General features: G+C 37.1%; 16 protein-coding genes and 1 pseudogene. 3 read left to right on the forward strand and 14 right to left on the reverse strand.

What is annotated here, in order from left to right:
- Positions 1–1,055: 1,055 nt before the first annotated feature.
- From safA to nadB, 4 genes and pseudogenes are all read right to left on the reverse strand, one after another.
- Positions 1,056–1,212, reverse strand: a pseudogene (gene safA / locus MKY70_RS30890) (SafA/ExsA family spore coat assembly protein); the annotation flags it as partial.
- A 224-nt stretch (positions 1,213–1,436) separates the two neighbouring features.
- Complete coding sequence (gene nadA / locus MKY70_RS23090) at positions 1,437–2,543, reverse strand: quinolinate synthase NadA (RefSeq protein WP_341025780.1); 1,107 nt, start codon at positions 2,541–2,543, stop codon at positions 1,437–1,439.
- Positions 2,544–2,573: 30 nt separating this feature from the next.
- A complete protein-coding gene (gene nadC / locus MKY70_RS23095; protein ID WP_002184918.1) occupies positions 2,574–3,407 on the reverse strand; it encodes a carboxylating nicotinate-nucleotide diphosphorylase in 834 nt (277 codons plus the stop codon).
- 19 nt (positions 3,408–3,426) lie between these two features.
- On the reverse strand, positions 3,427–4,956 hold the full coding sequence (gene nadB / locus MKY70_RS23100) for an L-aspartate oxidase (protein WP_113734167.1): 1,530 nt from the start codon (positions 4,954–4,956) through the stop codon (positions 3,427–3,429).
- Between the two features lie 153 nt (positions 4,957–5,109).
- Here nadB and MKY70_RS23105 point away from each other — a divergent pair, with 153 nt between their 5' ends.
- The 3 genes from MKY70_RS23105 to MKY70_RS23115 all read left to right on the forward strand — a co-directional run bounded on the left by MKY70_RS23105 (position 5,110) and on the right by MKY70_RS23115 (position 7,522).
- Complete coding sequence (locus MKY70_RS23105) at positions 5,110–6,252, forward strand: IscS subfamily cysteine desulfurase (protein WP_002190770.1); 1,143 nt, start codon at positions 5,110–5,112, stop codon at positions 6,250–6,252.
- Positions 6,252–6,794 (forward strand): transcription repressor NadR, encoded by a 543-nt coding sequence (locus MKY70_RS23110; RefSeq protein ID WP_002034157.1) that lies wholly within the window; start codon positions 6,252–6,254, stop codon positions 6,792–6,794. Before MKY70_RS23105 ends, MKY70_RS23110 begins: the two co-directional genes overlap by 1 nt.
- Positions 6,795–6,874: 80 nt before the next feature.
- On the forward strand, positions 6,875–7,522 hold the full coding sequence (locus MKY70_RS23115) for an MOSC domain-containing protein (RefSeq protein ID WP_088034168.1): 648 nt from the start codon (positions 6,875–6,877) through the stop codon (positions 7,520–7,522).
- A gap of 112 nt (positions 7,523–7,634) precedes the next feature.
- On the opposite strand, the gene pheA is transcribed toward MKY70_RS23115, so the two are convergent.
- The 10 genes from pheA to MKY70_RS23165 all read right to left on the reverse strand — a co-directional run bounded on the left by pheA (position 7,635) and on the right by MKY70_RS23165 (position 17,799).
- The gene (gene pheA, locus MKY70_RS23120) at positions 7,635–8,486 is read right to left on the reverse strand and encodes a prephenate dehydratase (RefSeq protein ID WP_002192473.1); all 852 of its coding nucleotides are present in this window, start codon (positions 8,484–8,486) and stop codon (positions 7,635–7,637) included.
- A 97-nt stretch (positions 8,487–8,583) separates the two neighbouring features.
- A complete protein-coding gene (locus tag MKY70_RS23125) occupies positions 8,584–10,497 on the reverse strand; it encodes an ABC transporter permease (protein ID WP_088034165.1) in 1,914 nt (637 codons plus the stop codon).
- Between the two features lie 49 nt (positions 10,498–10,546).
- Entirely contained in the window at positions 10,547–12,469 is a 1,923-nt protein-coding gene (locus MKY70_RS23130; protein WP_088034163.1) for an ABC transporter permease, read from the reverse strand.
- Positions 12,444–13,220 carry an ABC transporter ATP-binding protein gene (locus tag MKY70_RS23135; RefSeq protein WP_341025784.1) on the reverse strand — a complete coding sequence of 259 codons (777 nt, stop codon included), beginning with the start codon at positions 13,218–13,220 and terminating at the stop codon, positions 12,444–12,446. The genes MKY70_RS23130 and MKY70_RS23135 overlap by 26 nt, the downstream gene beginning before the upstream one ends.
- A 93-nt stretch (positions 13,221–13,313) precedes the next feature.
- Positions 13,314–14,396: a HAMP domain-containing histidine kinase gene (locus MKY70_RS23140; protein ID WP_140152417.1), complete on the reverse strand. Its 1,083-nt coding sequence runs from the start codon at positions 14,394–14,396 to the stop codon at positions 13,314–13,316.
- A complete protein-coding gene (locus MKY70_RS23145) occupies positions 14,386–15,093 on the reverse strand; it encodes a response regulator transcription factor (RefSeq protein WP_002034150.1) in 708 nt (235 codons plus the stop codon). Before MKY70_RS23145 ends, MKY70_RS23140 begins: the two co-directional genes overlap by 11 nt.
- A 172-nt stretch (positions 15,094–15,265) precedes the next feature.
- A complete protein-coding gene (obgE, locus tag MKY70_RS23150; RefSeq protein WP_002015378.1) occupies positions 15,266–16,549 on the reverse strand; it encodes a GTPase ObgE in 1,284 nt (427 codons plus the stop codon).
- Positions 16,549–17,097, reverse strand: coding sequence for a sporulation initiation phosphotransferase B (locus tag MKY70_RS23155; protein ID WP_002015377.1), 549 nt, complete (start codon positions 17,095–17,097; stop codon positions 16,549–16,551). The genes obgE and MKY70_RS23155 overlap by 1 nt, the downstream gene beginning before the upstream one ends.
- Positions 17,098–17,160: 63 nt before the next feature.
- Positions 17,161–17,451: a 50S ribosomal protein L27 gene (rpmA, locus tag MKY70_RS23160; RefSeq protein ID WP_000944957.1), complete on the reverse strand. Its 291-nt coding sequence runs from the start codon at positions 17,449–17,451 to the stop codon at positions 17,161–17,163.
- 3 nt (positions 17,452–17,454) lie between these two features.
- Positions 17,455–17,799, reverse strand: coding sequence for a ribosomal-processing cysteine protease Prp (locus tag MKY70_RS23165; protein ID WP_002138477.1), 345 nt, complete (start codon positions 17,797–17,799; stop codon positions 17,455–17,457).
- Positions 17,800–17,810 lie beyond the last annotated feature (11 nt).

Below are 17,810 nucleotides of genomic sequence, written 5' to 3' on the forward strand. Positions count from 1 at the left end.
GTTATCCATTATTGGCATCATATTTGGCATTTGGTTGTTATCCATTATTGGCATCATATTTGGCATTTGGTTGTTATCCATTATTGGCATTATATTTGGTGGTTGATTGTTATCCATTATTGGCATTATATTCGGCACTTGAATATTAGGCGGTATTACTTGCGGGATAATAACACTTTCTTTTGATACGTTTGGTGAGACTATGCTTCCTATATTTTCTTTCTTCACTTGTGGCGAGACTATGCTTCCTATATTTTCTTTCTTCACTTGTGGCGAGACTATGCTTCCTACATTTTCTTTTTTCACTTGCGGCGACACTATATTCCCTACATTTTCTTTTTTCACTTGCGGCGACACTATATTCCCTACATTTTCTTTCTTCACTTGCGGCGACACTATATTCCCTACATTCTCTTTCTTCACTTGCGGCGACACTATATTCCCTATATTTTCTTTCTTCACTTGCGGTGACACTATATTCCCTATATTTTCTTTTTTCACTTGCGGTGACACTATGTTTCCTATATTGTCTTTTTTCGTTTGCGGAGAAATGACATTGTTAGGTTTCATTTTATTAATTTGAGGAGCAATTAACTCGCTTCCCTTTTTTATTACGTCTGAAATTTTATATTCTTTTTTCGCTTTAATTGGTGGTTGCGGCGGCTGCGGTAATACATTGATAGAAAATTTAGTGTTTTCTTTCGTAGTAGGTTTTAGTTTTTCTACTTTCTCTACAACAGGTGGTTTTTGAATGACAGGCGGCTTTTCAACTGGCTTCTCTTTTTGAATCGGAATTTCTTTTTGCACTTCTTTTTGTGGCTTCACTTGCACTTCCTTTTGCGGCTTCACCTGTATTTCTTTTTGCGGTTTTATCTGCATTTCTTTTTGCGTTTGTTGCATAGCTGGTTGTTGTGTAATAGGTGTTGATTGATACGTGATCTCATCTTCATCTTCTATTGCAAGTGGCGTTGGTGTTGATGCAAACTCTTTTTGCTGCACCTCTTTTACATATTGTTTCGGGGGCGCTGAACCCGATCCAGTTTGTTGTTTCACATGAACGCTATGCGATGGCACTTTAATTTTCATCCCTGGCATAATTAGGTCTGGATTGCTAAGCTGTGTATTTGTTTTTTTTAGCGTTTCAAAATCCACTCCGTACTTTTTTGCAATTTTCCAAAGGGTCTCCCCTTTTTGCACGATATGAATTTTCAAATTTTCCCCCTCCTGTATAACTTATCTATAAGTAAAAACACTTTGAAGTAACACTTTCTAAACAACATTAACTTCTTTTACTTTTATCACTTCTTCTATTTTCAATATGATTCGAAGTGGAATAAGCATAGAAAAACCGCAATGATTTCCTCAACACAATGTATGCCTATTTCATCCTTGTTATGATTATATGTACGAAAAAAAGCAACGGAAATCCCGCTGCTTTAAACGCGCTCTAACATACGATTTAATGCAAGAACTGCCTCTTCTGTTACTTGTTTCTCTACACGAATAACGTTAATTTGTTCTCCTCTTTCTATGTTCTCAAGTGCCCATAACAGGTGAGGTAAGTCAATTCGGTTCATCGTTAAGCAAGGACACATAAACGGATTTAGCGAAATAATTTCTTTATCTGGATGTTGCTGAATAATTCGGTTCACTAAATTCATCTCTGTACCAATCGCCCACTTACTTCCCGCCGGAGCTGCTTCAATCATATCAATAATATATTTCGTTGATCCTGCATAATCAGAAGCAGCAACCACTTCATAACAACATTCAGGGTGAACAATAATATTCATATCCGGATGATTTTCCCGCACATTTTCAATATTTTTCACAGTGAAGTTTTGATGAACAGAACAATGGCCTTTCCATAAAATCACTTGAATTTCTTCTATATCTCCATCGTACTCTAATGAATCTGTATGCGGGTTCCACACTGCCATTTTTTCTAACGGAATACCTAAATCATACGCTGTATTTCTTCCTAAATGTTGGTCTGGTAAAAAGACGAGACGCTCTTTTTGTGTAAACGCCCAAGACACCATTTGTTTTGCATTAGAAGAGGTTACTGTTGCCCCTCCATTACGACCACAAAACGCTTTGATCGCAGCTGTTGAATTTACATACGTTAATGGAATCATCGTATCCCCAAATAATTTCGCGAGCTCTTTCCACGCTCTTTCTGTTTGTTCAATATCTGCCATATCTGCCATAGAACAGCCGGCACGCATATCTGGTAAGATGACAATTTGATCATCTGTCGTTAACATATCTGCCGTTTCTGCCATAAAGTGCACACCACAAAACACAATATATTTTGCCTCTTTATTATTCGCTGCAACTTGCGCGAGTTGCAGCGAGTCCCCTGCTGCATCTGAAAATTGCACCACTTCATCTTTTTGATAATGATGTCCTGGAATAAATAGTAATGCCCCCATTTTTTCTTTAATTTCACGGACACGCTCTTCCATCTCTAATGTAGACATCATTTGATAACGCTCTGGTAACATTACTTCGATTGGCTGAACTTTCTCTAAAATACCCATTTATGATTCTCCCCCTCTAAACCACTCTCATTAGGCCTCAATATTAAAACTAATATCAAGTGCTTTCACTGAATGTGTTAACGCTCCAAGTGAAATATAATCCACCCCTGTTTTTCCGTATTTTGACAAATCTTCAATTGTAATACCACCTGAAGCCTCCGTAACGATGGCACTTGGTACAATTTTTGAAAACTCACGAATCTCTTCTGGCGTACGATTATCGAACATAATAACATCTGCGCCGGCCTCTACTGCTTCTCTTACTTGCGCCTCTGTCTCTGTTTCGACTTCTACTTTCACCATATGTCCCAATCTTTCTTTCACCGATGTAACAGCTTTTGTAATCGAGCCAGCAAAAGCAATATGATTGTCTTTAATCATGACACCATCATATAAACCGAATCTGTGGTTAAACCCGCCCCCGCATACTACAGCATATTTATCAAACATACGTAGTCCTGGCATCGTTTTTCTCGTATCACAAATGCGTGTATGACTGCTATCTAAAGCAAAAACCGCCTTACGTGTCATCGTCGCTATCCCGCTCATACGCTGAATAACGTTTAATATAACGCGCTCTGCCGTTAATAATGATGCGATTGGTCCTTGCACGGTTGCAATTATTTCGCCTTTTTCTACAAGATCCCCATCTTTTTTATGAAGTTCAACTTCAATTCTCTGATCAATTAATTTAAATCCTTCTTCAATTACTAAGCACCCTGCAAATACCCCTGTATCCTTTACAAGAAACGTTCCTTTCGCAAGTGCATTATCGGGAAAGATAAGCTGAGATGTTACATCTCTTTCTCCTATATCTTCTAGAAAAAATCGATTTAATGCTTCCTTAACTTTTAACGTATTCATAAAACCCCTCTTCCCCTTATTAAACAAGTTGTAGTTTTCTTCTCACTCGGATAATCTCTTTTTTTACGCTATTTCTTTTTGGATAATCAATGCGATAATGACCACCAATACTGTCTTCTCTTTGCAAAGCTGATACTGTTATAAGCTCACAAACTGTTAACATATTAATAAGCGTTATCTCTTCATTTGTAAGTGCATCATATTGTAAGATCATATTTCGCACACCGTACCTACTAAACCATCTCTGAGCATATGATAAATTTTTCTCAGTTCGCACAATCCCAACATATTTCATCATGCATTCTTGTATTTCTTCTTTCAACGGTAAATCATTAAGAGCTATAAAACTTTTCCCTCTCTCTTCCGGCACATTTTTTCTTTCCTCTGCTGGCTTAGCTAAAATGTGTTTTCCTATTCGTCTTCCAAACACAAGACCTTCTAATAATGAATTACTCGCCAATCTATTCGCACCATGAACTCCATTACAAGCCACTTCACCGACCGCATATAAGTTTGAAATGGACGTCTCTCCGTCACAATTCGTCTTCACGCCGCCCATATGAAAATGAGCGCCCGGTACGACCGGAATAGAATTTTCTTTTAAATCAATACCATTCTTTTTACATAATGATGAGACGGTCGGAAAACGTTGTTCAAAGTTTTGAATGGTTTCGATGTTTAAGTACACTTTTTCACCTGCAAGAAGTTGTTCATGAATAGCCCTTGCCACTACATCACGCGGTGCGAGATCTTTCCCGGGATGTATATCCATCATAAAACGCTGTCCTTTTCCATTTATAAGGACAGCTCCTTCACCACGGACTGCTTCAGAAACGAGACCACAACATCGCCCGTCCACGTATAACATCGTCGGATGAAATTGTACAAATTCTAAATCAACAAGTTCCCCCCCAGCTCGATATATCATCGCAAGTCCATCGCCTGTAATTGTCTCATCATTCGATGTAAAGGCGTACAAACCACCTATTCCTCCTGATGCTAACACCGTATTATCAGCATAGTAACGCTTCAGCTTCCCTTCACTATTTCGCGTTAAAGCTCCTATGCATTTATTATTTTCTATAATAAAATCGAGCACCATTTCATGCTCAACGACAGTAACGTTCGGAACTACTTCTTGTATTAAATGCTCTAATAGATTTTTACCAGTTGCATCTCCTCCGGCATGTAAAATGCGCCGTTTTCGATGCGCCCCTTCTTTACCAAGGTGGATCCCTTTTTCATCCCCATCAAATTTCATTCCATTCGTAATAAGCTTACTTATTTCTTTCGGTCCCTCTTCAACTAAATAACGAACTGCTTCTTCGTTGTTATAATGGCAACCTGCCACTAATGTATCCTCAAAATGCCCACTCGGATCGTCATATGTAGCAACTGCTGCTGCAATTCCTCCTTGAGCTAAATGTGTATTATTATTACGTCCTGTTTTTTTTGTGATAATTATCACATTCTTTTCGTGACAAAGCTCTTTCGCAACACGAAGCGCCGCAACGCCACTTCCAATAATCAAGACATCTGCACTTGGCATAATTGTTGCCTCCCACTTCACACTTTCCAACTGTCTTGACACCTATATTTACATAGTTTTAAAATAATGACAAGAGTTTTTTTACAATTCTTATTTTCACTACCATTCTAAAAACGAAAACAAATGTCACTCTTACTGAAGAGAGGAAATTACATGATGATATATCTAGATTATGCAGCGACAACACCTATGAGCGAAGAAGCTTTAGAAACATATGTAGAAGCAGCAAAGAAATATTTCGGAAATGAACAAAGTTTACACGATATCGGCGGAAGCGCATCATCTTTATTGCAAGTTTGTAGAGAAACATTTGCAGAAATGATTGGGGGTAAGGAACAAGGTGTATTCTTTACAAGCGGCGGTTCAGAATCTAACTACCTTGCGATTCAATCCCTTCTAAATGCTAGAAATGGAAAGCACATTATTACGACACCTATGGAACACGCATCGATTCGAAGTTATTTTCAATCCTTACAATCGCAAGGTTATACTATTACTGAGATTCCTGTTGATAAAAGTGGGATAATTCATTTAGTAGATTTAGAAGCAGCTATTACAGAAGATACTGCTCTAGCAAGTATACAGCACGGAAACTCTGAAATCGGGACCGTTCAAAACATTGCAGAGATCGGAGCACTTTTAAAAAAATATAATGTTTTATTTCATTCGGATTGTGTTCAAACGTTTGGTAAACTTCCAATAGACGTTAAAGCGATGGAGATTGATAGCCTCTCTGTTTCAGCCCATAAAATATACGGACCGAAAGGAGTTGGAGCTTGCTATATAAATCCGCAAGTTCGCTGGGAACAAGTATTTCCGGGAACTTCTCATGAAAAAGGCTTTCGCCCTGGTACAGTGAACGTTCCTGGAATCGCTGCTTTTTTAACAGCCGCAGAGCATATATTAAAGAATCAAAAGGAAGAGAGCTTTCGTTTTAAACAATTACGATCTTATTTTTTAGAGCAATTACAAACACTTCCTCTAGAAATTGAAGTGAAAGGACATTCTACTTCTTGTTTACCACATATTATTGGGGTTACAATAAAAGGAATAGAAGGTCAGTATACAATGTTAGAATGTAACCGTCATGGTATAGCCATTTCAACTGGAAGTGCTTGCCAAGTAGGTAAACAAGACCCTTCAAAAACAATGCTTGCAATTGGAAAAACGTATGAAGAGGCAAAACAATATGTCCGCTTTTCTTTCGGACATCACACAACGAAAGAACAAATTGATACAACTATTCATGCACTACACACAATTGGAAATCAATTTTATAGAGGTGTTAAATCATAATGAAACAAAATGATCAAAAAAAGATTTTAGGCGAAGAAAGACGACAACTCATCCTTGAGTGGCTTCTTGCTGCAAATGAACCATTATCAGGGAATGAACTATCTAAAAAGACAAACGTAAGTAGGCAAGTTATCGTTCAAGACATTTCCTTACTAAAAGCACGAAATGAACCAATTATTGCGACTGCACAAGGGTATTTATATTTAAAGCCACAAACAAGACAACAAGCTTTTGAACGCGTAATCGTATGCCAACATAAACCGGCAGAAGTACGTCAAGAACTTACTATGTTAGTTGACCACGGCGTTACAATTAAAGACGTAAAAGTTGAGCATCCTGTATACGGCGACTTAACAGCATCGATTATGGTAAGTAATCGCTTCGATGTAGAGCAATATTTACAAAAAATCGAAAACACAAACGCTTCCTATCTTTCGCAACTAACAGATGGTATTCACTTACATACAATTGAAGCAGATTCTAAAGAGAAATTAGATGCCGCTTGTGAGGCACTAGACCGCGCTGGATTTCTCGTTTATTAATGTAAAGCACAGAGTTTTTTATCATTCTCTGTGCTTTTTTAGTGATATAATATTGTAATCAATTGTAAAGGAGGTCAAATATGGAAATTGAACTCGTTCACTTTAGCACTGGTAAACCGAAACAAATGAAATATGGCGAAGATAAAGAAATGATAACAGGTATATGTAAAGATCCTACAGAAGAGGCCTTCCTCTCAAAAGACGGATTCCGTGGTGATGATGTAGCGGATTTAAAACACCACGGGGGACCTGATCGCGCAGTTTGTGTGTACCCACACGAGCATTACGCACTATGGGAAGAGGAATTTCAAACTACACTTCCGGCTTCCACATTTGGCGAAAACATTACCGTAACAAATATGTTAGAGCGTGATGTATGCATCGGAGATACATATCAACTAGGCGAAGCAATCATTCAAGTTACACAAGCGAGAGTACCTTGTAGCACAATTTCAAAACGTCTCGGTATTCCTGGCATTTTGCCACGCATTGTAGCAACTGGATATACTGGCTACTTATGCCGCGTTCTTCAAGAAGGTACTGTGCGTAAAGATTCTAAAATTACATTACTAGAGCGTCCATCAAACAATGTATCTGTTTTGTTCTCTAACGAAATTTATTTTCATAATAGGAAAGATAAAGATGGCATTGCGAAGGTTCTTGCTGTACAAGAACTAGCCGAGATTTGGCGTGGTCAGTTAGAGGATCGTCTTGCGAAGTTAAAATAAATAGAATCCCACCATTTATAGGTGGGATTCTATTTATCTATCACAAAATGTATTATCCGATAAAATTATATCAGCGATTAGAAGGGAAATATCGACAGTTCATCCACCTCTCTTACAACCAATAAGAAGAATAACTCCCCAGCACTGTAACAGAAAAACCGAGTGCTTCAAGTTCCATCATTACGCCTGGCAATAATACGTCATCATATGCTTTATCTACGTCGATTAAGAAAAAGTAATTTCCAAGACCTGTTTTCATCGGGCGAGATTCGATTTTTGATAAGTTTAATTTTCTCCATGCGAAAGCTGATAACACTTGATATAGTGCCCCTGCGTAATCAGCGGGTAACGTTATCATAAGCGTCGTTTTCTCTCCTCGGTTTTCTCCGTTATTTGGGAGTACTGCTTTCTTTTTCTTATGGAGAACAAGGAAACGTGTATGATTGTTTTTATGCGTATGAATATCACGCCTTACAATTGTTAATCCGTATTTTTCTGCCGCTGCTTCATTTGCAATAGCTGCAATTTTTTCTTCAGGATGTTCTTTCACATATTGTGCAGCAGCGCTTGTTGATGTCATATCGCGAACGGTTACCCCTTTTAATTCCTCATTTAAAAATTTATGGCACTGTGCAATGGCATGCGGATGAGAATGTACAGCGTATACTTCTTTCCACACTCCTTCGTACTGCGGGTGTACGAGTAAATGTTGCTGAATTGGCACTGTAATTTCTCCTACAATGGAAAGTGGCTGCTCATGTACGAGATAATCAACCGTTATATTAACTGAACCTTCTATGGCGTTCTCTAACGGTACAACTGCGAAATCTACGTTTTCATTTGCGGCTGCATCAATACAATCTGGAATCGTTCGATACGGTACATGCTCTGCTTCCGGAAAAAAACGACTCACCGCCATATTTGTAAATGTTGCCTCTGGTCCTAAATATCCTACTCGAATCATCGTCTTTTCCCTCTCTTTTTCGTTTTCTTACTGTTATACCATACTTTTTTATATTCTTCTATGTAAATTTCGAATATTTAAAAAAGACTAGCATTCGCTAGTCTAAATGTTTCTTGTATTCTCTTTGAGCGAAGAAGAAATAAATGATACATGCAGCGATATAAAACAGAATAAACAAACCTACTTTTCTTAATGAACCGTCCATAAAGAGAGTATTATGAAACGTATATAACGCAACTGCACTATGCATACTTCCTACTATAATTGGCGCAAAAAATAGCATACACAATTGCCAACGGGAAATCTTCCAAACTTCTTCCTTCGTCATCCCAAGTTTAGAGAGTGCCCCGTACTGTTTACGATCCGATGCAATATTATGAAACCATTTAAAATATACGATACTACATGAAGTAAGGAAGAATAATATACTAATGAATGAGCCTACAAATAGAGTAATATCACCGCCTTCTTTCATATTCACATATAACTCCATATTACTTCGAAATGCATCATTTGCATCTTGTTTCATATGTTTCCGTAAAGCTTCGTTTAATTCCTTCGTATTTTCGATATTTGGTAATGTGTAACCTCTATATATCATTTTTTCAGAATCCGGAATTGTATTTGCTATACTGTTAAAATCTTCATCATTCATGACAAAAAACAGACCATTAATGTATGAACGGTGATAGTTAAATTGTACCCCTTCTTTCTGACCGTTAAATGCGAATGGATACGCTTGATTCATTACTTGCAATTGAATCTCTTTTTGATTATATACATTTGGATAATTGCGTTTATTATAATAGACAAGTGTAACTGTTCCTTTTTTAGGATAATACATTTTCTGTTTTTGTTTTCTTGCCTCTTGATTGTATTCACTTTCCTTTATAAGCGGTGCTACCTCTGTTTCTCCCTTATTGGACTGAAAGGATGCATACACTCCAACAAAACTCATATATTGAAAATTATCATATCCATATTGATGTAATAAGTTTTCAACCTTGTCTTTCTCGAAAACTTCATGAGCAGAAGTACCTTTTTCTATGTATGAAAATGAGTGTACTCCTCCGCCACGCCACATATCTTGCATGCTAGAAAAATATAAGAACACCGTACCTGTCGCTGTAACGACAAACGTTGTTGCCATAGACAACAGAAAGAAAAAGCGACTATTTTCCTTCATTCGATGTGACAATTGATTCACTATAAATAAATACGGATATGTATACATAATCTTTTTATTTCGTTTTATCACTTCTAACAATTGGCTAACAGCATGTGTAAAAGAAAAATACGTTCCAAAAAAAATAAGTATAGACACAGGGAAAAAGTATAATGCTATCGTTGGCATCGTCACTTGTAGCGCTAGCGCATATCCCGTTCCTAAACAAACAAAGCCGAATAAACAAAGCCACTTTGATGTTTTCCTCTCTCGTTTATCTGTTCGAAATTCTTTTAATAACCGTATGATTTTTATATTCCATATACGTAAAGCACTTATAAAAGATAACAGAACAAAGACGAGCATATATATAACAAACGTTACACCAATCGCTCTCATGTCAAATATGACAGGGAGTTCTTTCGGAAGGCGAAGTAACATGCTAAACACCATAAAAAAGAGTTTTAAAAAAATCATGCCAAGCCCGATACCGAAAATATTAGCGAAAATTCCGATCAATATTTGCTCGGTCATAATCACTCCTATTACGTTAGACTTCGTCGCTCCCATTAACATATATAACCCTAATTCTTTCTTACGTGCTTCTATGAAAATAGAAGTAGAGTATAAAATAAATATGACGAAAAAAGAAATAATTATAACGTTACATATGATAAGTCCCCAGCGTACATTTTGATACCACATCGTCTCTTGCATATACGGATGTACAATGACAGACATGTATGCATAAGAAGCAAATATGGCAAAACAACTACTTAAGAAAAACACTTTATAATTACGCCAATTTCCCTTTATATTTTGTAGCGCCAGTTGCCGAATGTTCATCTATCGTCCTCCTGTACCTTACTACATAGGCAAAAAGCTAGAGGTTTCCCTAGCTTTTCACGTGTTTTAAATATCCTCTTTGCGCGATCATAAAGTAAATGGCAGAAGCTAAAATATAAGCCCCTATTACAATCGCACCTGATTTCCATAAATCGATATAAAGCATTTTCCCTAACGTATGAAGAGCAAATCCACTATGAATTGTACCGATTAAAATTGGGATAAAGAAGATAACTCCCATTTGACGAATTGCAATTTTACGAATTTCTTTATCTGTCATACCAATTCTTTTTAATGACTTAAATTGAATACGATCTTGTTCTTTATCATTAAACCATTTAAAGTATGTCATGCTACACGCAAAGAAGAAGAACAGTACTGCTACGAAGAATCCGATGAACATTGTAATCGCTCCACCTTCTCTTATATCTTTATAAGCGAACACTGCGTTTCTCAATTCCCCTTGCTTTTCTGGTGCAATTTCCTTTTTCAAATCTAGCACAAGGTCTTCCGTACTTTTCCAGTCTTCAATATAATAACCATAATATTTCGTCTTTTCTTCATCTGGTACGAGCTTTTCGTATTTCTCAAAATCTTGATCATTCACAATGAGATATTCGCTATCATTAAAAACAGAATATGACGTTGGCTCATTTAATTGAGCAGACTGCATTTGTCCGTTGATTGTAAATTCATACGGTTTCGTACGATCTATCTTCATAAGTTCATTTGCTGCATCAACCATAACCATCGTCGCACTACCTGGTGCATTATGAACCTCTGTAATTTGCTCTTTCTTTTGTTCACGTACTTCCGCGTTATATTCTTTTTCTGAAATAATCGTCATTGGTACTTCACGTTCACTGTTAAACAACATTATTTTCTGTGTTGCAGGTAGTTTTACGTAAGTTACTTTTCGTGCATCTTCAAACCCATGTTTTTTTACAATCTCTTGTTCTTTTTCTTCATTAATCAGGCTATGCGTATTTAGTCCCTTTTCCTCATATGAAATAGCATGCGGTGTAAGCTCTATCGTTTTCGCACTCATATTTTCAAAATATACATAAAGCGTACCAACCGCTGAAGAAACAACCGCCGTAATAATAGAAATAACAAATAGAAAACGAGCATTATCTTTCATTTTATAAATAAGATTGCTAAGTACAAACATATTGGGATACGTATAAAAAGATTGTTTTCGTTTTTGCAATGCTTTTAATACGACTGTACTTCCTTGTGTAAATAGTAAATACGTTCCGCCAATTGTCAGTCCGACAATTGGTAAGAAATACATAATGAAATTCATAATTGTTACTTGGAAACAAAGTATATACGCAGCAATAATACAGCCTATACCAACTACCCCTAACCATGTAAATGCAAAAGGTTCTACTTTTTGTTTTCTTGCCTCTCTTAATAAATCAATAATTTGCAAGCGGCCTACTGTCCAAACACTAAACAATGATAGTATTAAAAAGAGGACAAAGTATATGCCAACTGTAATAAGAACTGCTTTTCCATTCCACACAAGCGGCAGTGTTTTATCAATTTTTAGTAAGACACTGAGTGCTTGGAAGAAAAGTTTTGAACAAAGCATTCCAATCCCAATACCTACTACAATGGCAATACTCCCTAACATCAGTTGCTCTAATATAATCATTCGGCCAAGTTGAGACTTCGTTCCACCTATTAACGTTAATAAGCCAAATTCTTTTTTTCTTGCTCGTAAAAACGTTGAATTCGCATATAAAATAAAGAGTGCTGAGAAGATGACTACAATATAATTCATCGATTCTAACCCTTTTGTAATCATCGTCTTCATACTAATATTACCGCTTACGACATCTGGATGATAAATGAAGGAAGCATACATGAAAAATACGACAATCGATAAACAACTACTAATAAGAAACGCTTTATAATTACGCCAATTTCCTTTTACGTTATTAAGCGCGAGCTGGCGAAAGTTCATGATATTCTCCTCCTAGCATCGCAAGTACGTCTAAAATTTCTTGGAAAAAGGCTTGCTTCGTTCTTCCTTTATGTATTTCTGAAAAAATCTCTCCATCACGTATGAAAAGGATACGTTCGCAATAACTAGCGGCTACTGGATCATGTGTTACCATTGCAATCGTTACTTTCTTTTGCTCATGCAAATCTTGAAGTGCTCCCATTAATGATTTCGCTGACTTAGAATCTAAGTTTCCTGTTGGCTCATCCGCTAAAATTAATGTTGGTTCATGAATAATCGCCCTTGCAGCTGCTGCACGTTGTTGTTGTCCACCTGATACTTCGTATACTTTTTTATTTAAAATTTCTTCGATGTTTAAAAACCTCGCAATTTCAAGTACTTTCGCATCAATTTCTTTTACAGATTTCTTCGCCATTACAAGCGGCAAAATAATATTTTCTTTAATCGATAATGTATCAAGTAAGTTGAAATCTTGGAAAATGAATCCTAGATGTGTACGGCGAAATTCCGCCAATTTTGCAGCACGCATTTGATTAATTTCTTCACCATTTACAAGCACATGACCTGAAGTTTGCCTATCAATTGTTGCTAATAAATTTAAAAGCGTTGTTTTTCCGCTTCCTGAAGGCCCCATAATCCCTACAAACTCGCCTTCTTCAATTTTAAAATTTATATCATGTAAAGCAGTCGTCGCTACTGAACCTTTTGATTGATACACCTTTGTTAACCCTTTTACTTCAAGAACACTCATTTCTAATCCCCCTACGTGTTTTCTTCTTACATTTACTATAAGAAAAATAAGAAAAAGAAACGAGTGATTTCCCTTACAAAACGTTTTGTTATCTTACAGTTTTGTCATTTTTCTCATTAATGTATGATATTCTTCATCTTTTGCAAATTGGAACGTAACTGTTGTTCCTTCCCCTTCAGTTGATTGTACATACACTCCATGATGTAAATTACCGCAAATTTCCTTCGTAATATATAAACCCATACCTGTCGCTTCCCTTGTTTTACGGCCGTTTATTCCCGTAAAGAACGGATCAAATATACGCTTTACATCTTGCTCAGGAATACCAATTCCATTGTCCTTAATATGTAATAACACCTTTTGATCTTTCTCTTCAATTTGAAATTGAATTTCTTTTTTCTCTGCTTCTGAAATTTTTGTATACTTAATTGCATTCACAACAATTTGGCTCATCGCGATACTAAGCCACTTTCTATCAGACGCAATCATACAAGTCTCTTCTTCAAACATCATTTTCGGAAATACAGAAGATTGAATGAACGACTTCCGATTTTCATTAATAATATCTCGAATGACCTCTATAACATTTACTACTTCTACTTTATAGTCTTTCGAAAATTGATCTAACCTTGCCATATGTAACGCTAAATCTAACCCATTTAAAATACGGTTATTTTCTTCACGAATACTTTCAATCGTTCCCCTTGCTTCACGGTGTTCCTTACCATATTTCTGTAACAATAATTCAATAACGGATACTGGTGTTTTCATTTGATGGATCCACTGGTTCATAAAAATCATTTGCTGTTGCTCTTTTGCATGCTGCTTATGAACTTCATTCATATATTGCTGCCTTAATAACGTAAACGCTTCAACGACCAGTTCTTGCTCTGACGTATAAGAAGTATCAATAAGTAAAGAGTCATGTAATGTATGTCCACCGGCAATATACTGTTCTATCCTCTTTAAAAACACACTTCGTTTTCGGTAATCGTAAATAAGGTATACACTAAACACAACTGTCCCTAATAAAAGTCCGTATAACCATGTAATCCAGTCCAGCGCACGCTTTTCTAAAAGGCTTTGCAACTGCAATACGAGTCCAAATAAACAAAGGCTTATAATGTAAGAAAGGATTAAGGAAAAACGTTCTATGAGATAATTTTTAACCTTCATGCCCTTCGCCCCACTCAGTAAGAAGAGCATAACCGTACCCACGCTTTGTGACAATTGCATTTTTAATGCCTAACTCCTCAAGTTTCTTCCTTACACGCTTTACATTCACGGTTAATGTATTATCATCAACAAAAGCTACTTCATCCCATAAAGCCTCTAACAGCTCTTCACGTGTCACGTATTGATTTGCTTGTTTCATTAAACATTCTAATAAATAAAACTCATTTTTTGTAAGTTCCGTTTGTTGACCTTTCCACTCTACTGTGTGCTGTGATGGGAATAATAACAATCCATTAACACCTAAGCAGTCACTTTCCGCGGCCAAAGCATACTCACCATACCCGCGGCGGAGTGCACTTTTCACCTTTGCCATTACGATATCTAAATGGAATGGCTTTGTAATGTAATCATCTCCGCCATTTTCAATCGCCATTACTTGATCCATTTCCCCTGTTCTTGCAGAAACAAAAATAATCGGCGCATTCGATACAGTGCGGATTTGGCGGCACCAGTAAAAGCCATCAAAGTATGGTAAATTAATATCAAGTAACACAAGATGAGGACTTACTTTTACAAACTCATCTTTTATATGCCGTAAATCGCTCACTCTGAAAGATTGATATCCATACCTTTCTAAATGCTCCTCTAATATCTCTGCAATTTTTTCATCATCTTCTACAATTAATATTTTATACATATTCCTTTTCTCCCCATAAAATATTCTTCTAAAATCACTCCTTTTTCTATTATAAATTGAAACTTTAATCAATGGGGATTTTTTCCTATATCGACTTATGGTTCACCTATATGAATTGGGTTTTTACTGGACTCAAATAACGAAAAAAAAAGACCGCCATATTTCGGCAGTCTTAATCGATAAATTCAAATTGATATTCAAGAATTTTCACAATATCTCCGTCTGTTGCACCACGTGCACGAAGGGCTTCATCAATACCCATTCCACGCATTTGACGAGCAAATCGGCGTACAGATTCATCACGTGAGAAGTCTGTCATCTTGAATGTTTTCTCAATGTCATAACCAGAAATAACAAATGTGCCATCACTTTCGCGTGTAATTTCAAAATTAGATTCAGATTCAAATTTGTACATTACACTTGCTTCAGATTCTTCTACATCATCGTACATTGGGAATTCTGGTGTTGTTTCTAATAAGTTCGCTACTTCAAATAGTAAGTCACGAACACCTTGTTTCGTTACAGCTGAGATTGGGAAAATTTTCACTTCGTCTCCCAATTTCTCTTTAAATGCTTGTAAGTTTTCTTCTGCATCTGGCATATCCATTTTGTTTGCAACAACAACTTGTGGACGCTCAGTTAAACGCATATTGTATTCTTTTAGTTCATTATTGATTGTGACATAATCTTCATATGGCTCACGTCCTTCTAAACCAGACATATCGATAACGTGTACAATTACACGTGTACGTTCGATATGACGTAAGAATTGGTGTCCAAGTCCAACGCCGGAGTGTGCGCCTTCAATTAGTCCAGGAAGGTCAGCCATAACGAAGCTGCGGTTATCACCAGTTTCAACAACACCAAGATTCGGAACGATTGTTGTAAAGTGATATTCTGCAATTTTCGGACGCGCTGATGATACAACAGATAATAATGTAGATTTACCTACACTTGGGAATCCAACAAGTCCAACATCTGCTAGCACTTTAAGTTCTAGCGTGACATCACGTTCTTGACCTGGTTCCCCGTTCTCAGCGATTTCTGGAGCTGGGTTCGTCGCTGTTGCGAAACGTGAATTACCACGGCCACCACGGCCACCTCTTGCGATTACAGCTGTTTGTTCATGCGTTACTAAATCGGCAAGAATTTCACCTGTTTTTTCATCTTTCACTATTGTTCCTGGTGGAACCTTTACGATTAAATCTTCAGATTTACGACCGTGCTGACCTTTACTCATTCCGTGCTGACCGCGATCAGCTTTGAAATGACGTTGGTAGCGGAAATCCATTAATGTACGTAAGCCTTCCTCAACAACAAAAACAACATCTGCACCTTTACCACCATCGCCACCTGCTGGGCCACCTTTAGGTACATACTTCTCACGACGATACGCAACCATTCCGTTACCACCGTCGCCGCCTTTTACATATATCTTGACCTGATCTACAAACATTATTTCACCACACTTTTTTCGATTAGTTGTAATATAACTGAGACTTCTTCGTCTCGTACTGTATAAGAAATGGAATACCATTTATTGTTTTCGTTCGCAAGCCACGTTTGTAGTTCTTCTACATTCGTTAGCTTTCCACGAAAATCAAAAAAGAAACGAGCATTCTCCGCGTCACTTTCAATTGTGATACAAACATAATTTTCAACATATACGTCTAAACTATGCTGAAGCATTAAGAAAAACTGATTCGTCCATGTACATACAGTCTCATCTAGATGAGATAAGTTATGTAATTTCCCTAATACTTCGTACTCCAATAAGCACGGTTGCTGTTTCCAATTATATGTTAAAATCCACTCTGAAAATAAAGGCATTGATAGCCCCATCAGATTGGATTCTTGTCTCGCTTCTTGGACAAAACGATCGATGAGCCTATGAATCTCTTCCACTTTTCCAAGGGAAAGATTTCCTTTAACCATCTGCAAACGATTGAGCCAATCATGTCTCGAGTGGCTCAACGCATCTATAATTGTCCATTTTTCATTCATTTAGATACCCCTTAATATAGAAAAACTCTAACCTGCACTCAGGTTAGAGTTTTCCGTGAGTTCTTATGCTTCTTGAGCAACAGGATATACGCTCACTTGTTTGCGGTCACGACCAAGACGCTCAAAGCGTACTACGCCGTCAACTTTCGCGTATAAAGTGTCATCGCCACCACGACCAACGTTAACACCTGGATAAATTTTTGTACCGCGTTGACGGTAAAGAATTGAACCACCTGAAACCGTTTGACCATCTGCGCGTTTAGCACCAAGACGTTTTGACTGAGAGTCACGACCGTTCTTTGTACTACCTACACCTTTCTTAGATGCGAAAAACTGAAGATCTAATCTTAACATACGTTACACCTCCTGCACTTTTTCTATTAAACGGATATACTTTCCGTAATCAAGTTCAATCGTCTTAAGTGAAACAACCAATCCTTCTAAAAGTATTTGTGCTTTTTCTGCTGTATGAACGTCTAAATCATTAGGCAATTCATACGTCAAGAATCCGCCATCACTTCCGAGTTCAATAGTTGCCTGCACATTACAAAGTTCTTCCACTGCATTTATAGAACCAAACACAACCGCTGTAGTTCCAGCACAGACAAGATCTTGTCCATGTGGCGCATAATTGGCATGTCCAGTCATTTTAAATGATCGGATACTTCCTAATTTCGTGCGACTTATCGTAATCTTAATCATCTTAACCAGAA

The sequence above is a fragment of the Bacillus sp. FSL R9-9492 genome, assembly GCF_038007365.1.
In the GTDB taxonomy this organism is placed as follows: Bacteria; Bacillota; Bacilli; order Bacillales; family Bacillaceae_G; genus Bacillus_A; species Bacillus_A mycoides.

Bases quoted from the DNA above. Each gene is read 5' to 3' on its own strand.
- MKY70_RS23130 (WP_088034163.1), bottom strand. From the start codon at position 12,469: ATGAACTTTCGCCAGCTCGCGCTTAATAACGTAAAAGGAAATTGGCGT.
- rpmA (WP_000944957.1), bottom strand. From the start codon at position 17,451: ATGTTAAGATTAGATCTTCAGTTTTTCGCATCTAAGAAAGGTGTAGGT.
- MKY70_RS23110 (WP_002034157.1), top strand. From the start codon at position 6,252: ATGAAACAAAATGATCAAAAAAAGATTTTAGGCGAAGAAAGACGACAA.
- nadA (WP_341025780.1), bottom strand. From the start codon at position 2,543: ATGGGTATTTTAGAGAAAGTTCAGCCAATCGAAGTAATGTTACCAGAG.
- MKY70_RS23115 (WP_088034168.1), top strand. From the start codon at position 6,875: ATGGAAATTGAACTCGTTCACTTTAGCACTGGTAAACCGAAACAAATG.
- nadB (WP_113734167.1), bottom strand. From the start codon at position 4,956: ATGCCAAGTGCAGATGTCTTGATTATTGGAAGTGGCGTTGCGGCGCTT.
- MKY70_RS23125 (WP_088034165.1), bottom strand. From the start codon at position 10,497: ATGAACATTCGGCAACTGGCGCTACAAAATATAAAGGGAAATTGGCGT.
- obgE (WP_002015378.1), bottom strand. From the start codon at position 16,549: ATGTTTGTAGATCAGGTCAAGATATATGTAAAAGGCGGCGACGGTGGT.
- MKY70_RS23165 (WP_002138477.1), bottom strand. From the start codon at position 17,799: ATGATTAAGATTACGATAAGTCGCACGAAATTAGGAAGTATCCGATCA.
- MKY70_RS23145 (WP_002034150.1), bottom strand. From the start codon at position 15,093: ATGTATAAAATATTAATTGTAGAAGATGATGAAAAAATTGCAGAGATA.
- MKY70_RS23105 (WP_002190770.1), top strand. From the start codon at position 5,110: ATGATGATATATCTAGATTATGCAGCGACAACACCTATGAGCGAAGAA.
- MKY70_RS23155 (WP_002015377.1), bottom strand. From the start codon at position 17,097: ATGAATGAAAAATGGACAATTATAGATGCGTTGAGCCACTCGAGACAT.
- nadC (WP_002184918.1), bottom strand. From the start codon at position 3,407: ATGAATACGTTAAAAGTTAAGGAAGCATTAAATCGATTTTTTCTAGAA.
- pheA (WP_002192473.1), bottom strand. From the start codon at position 8,486: ATGATTCGAGTAGGATATTTAGGACCAGAGGCAACATTTACAAATATG.
- MKY70_RS23135 (WP_341025784.1), bottom strand. From the start codon at position 13,220: ATGAGTGTTCTTGAAGTAAAAGGGTTAACAAAGGTGTATCAATCAAAA.
- MKY70_RS23140 (WP_140152417.1), bottom strand. From the start codon at position 14,396: ATGAAGGTTAAAAATTATCTCATAGAACGTTTTTCCTTAATCCTTTCT.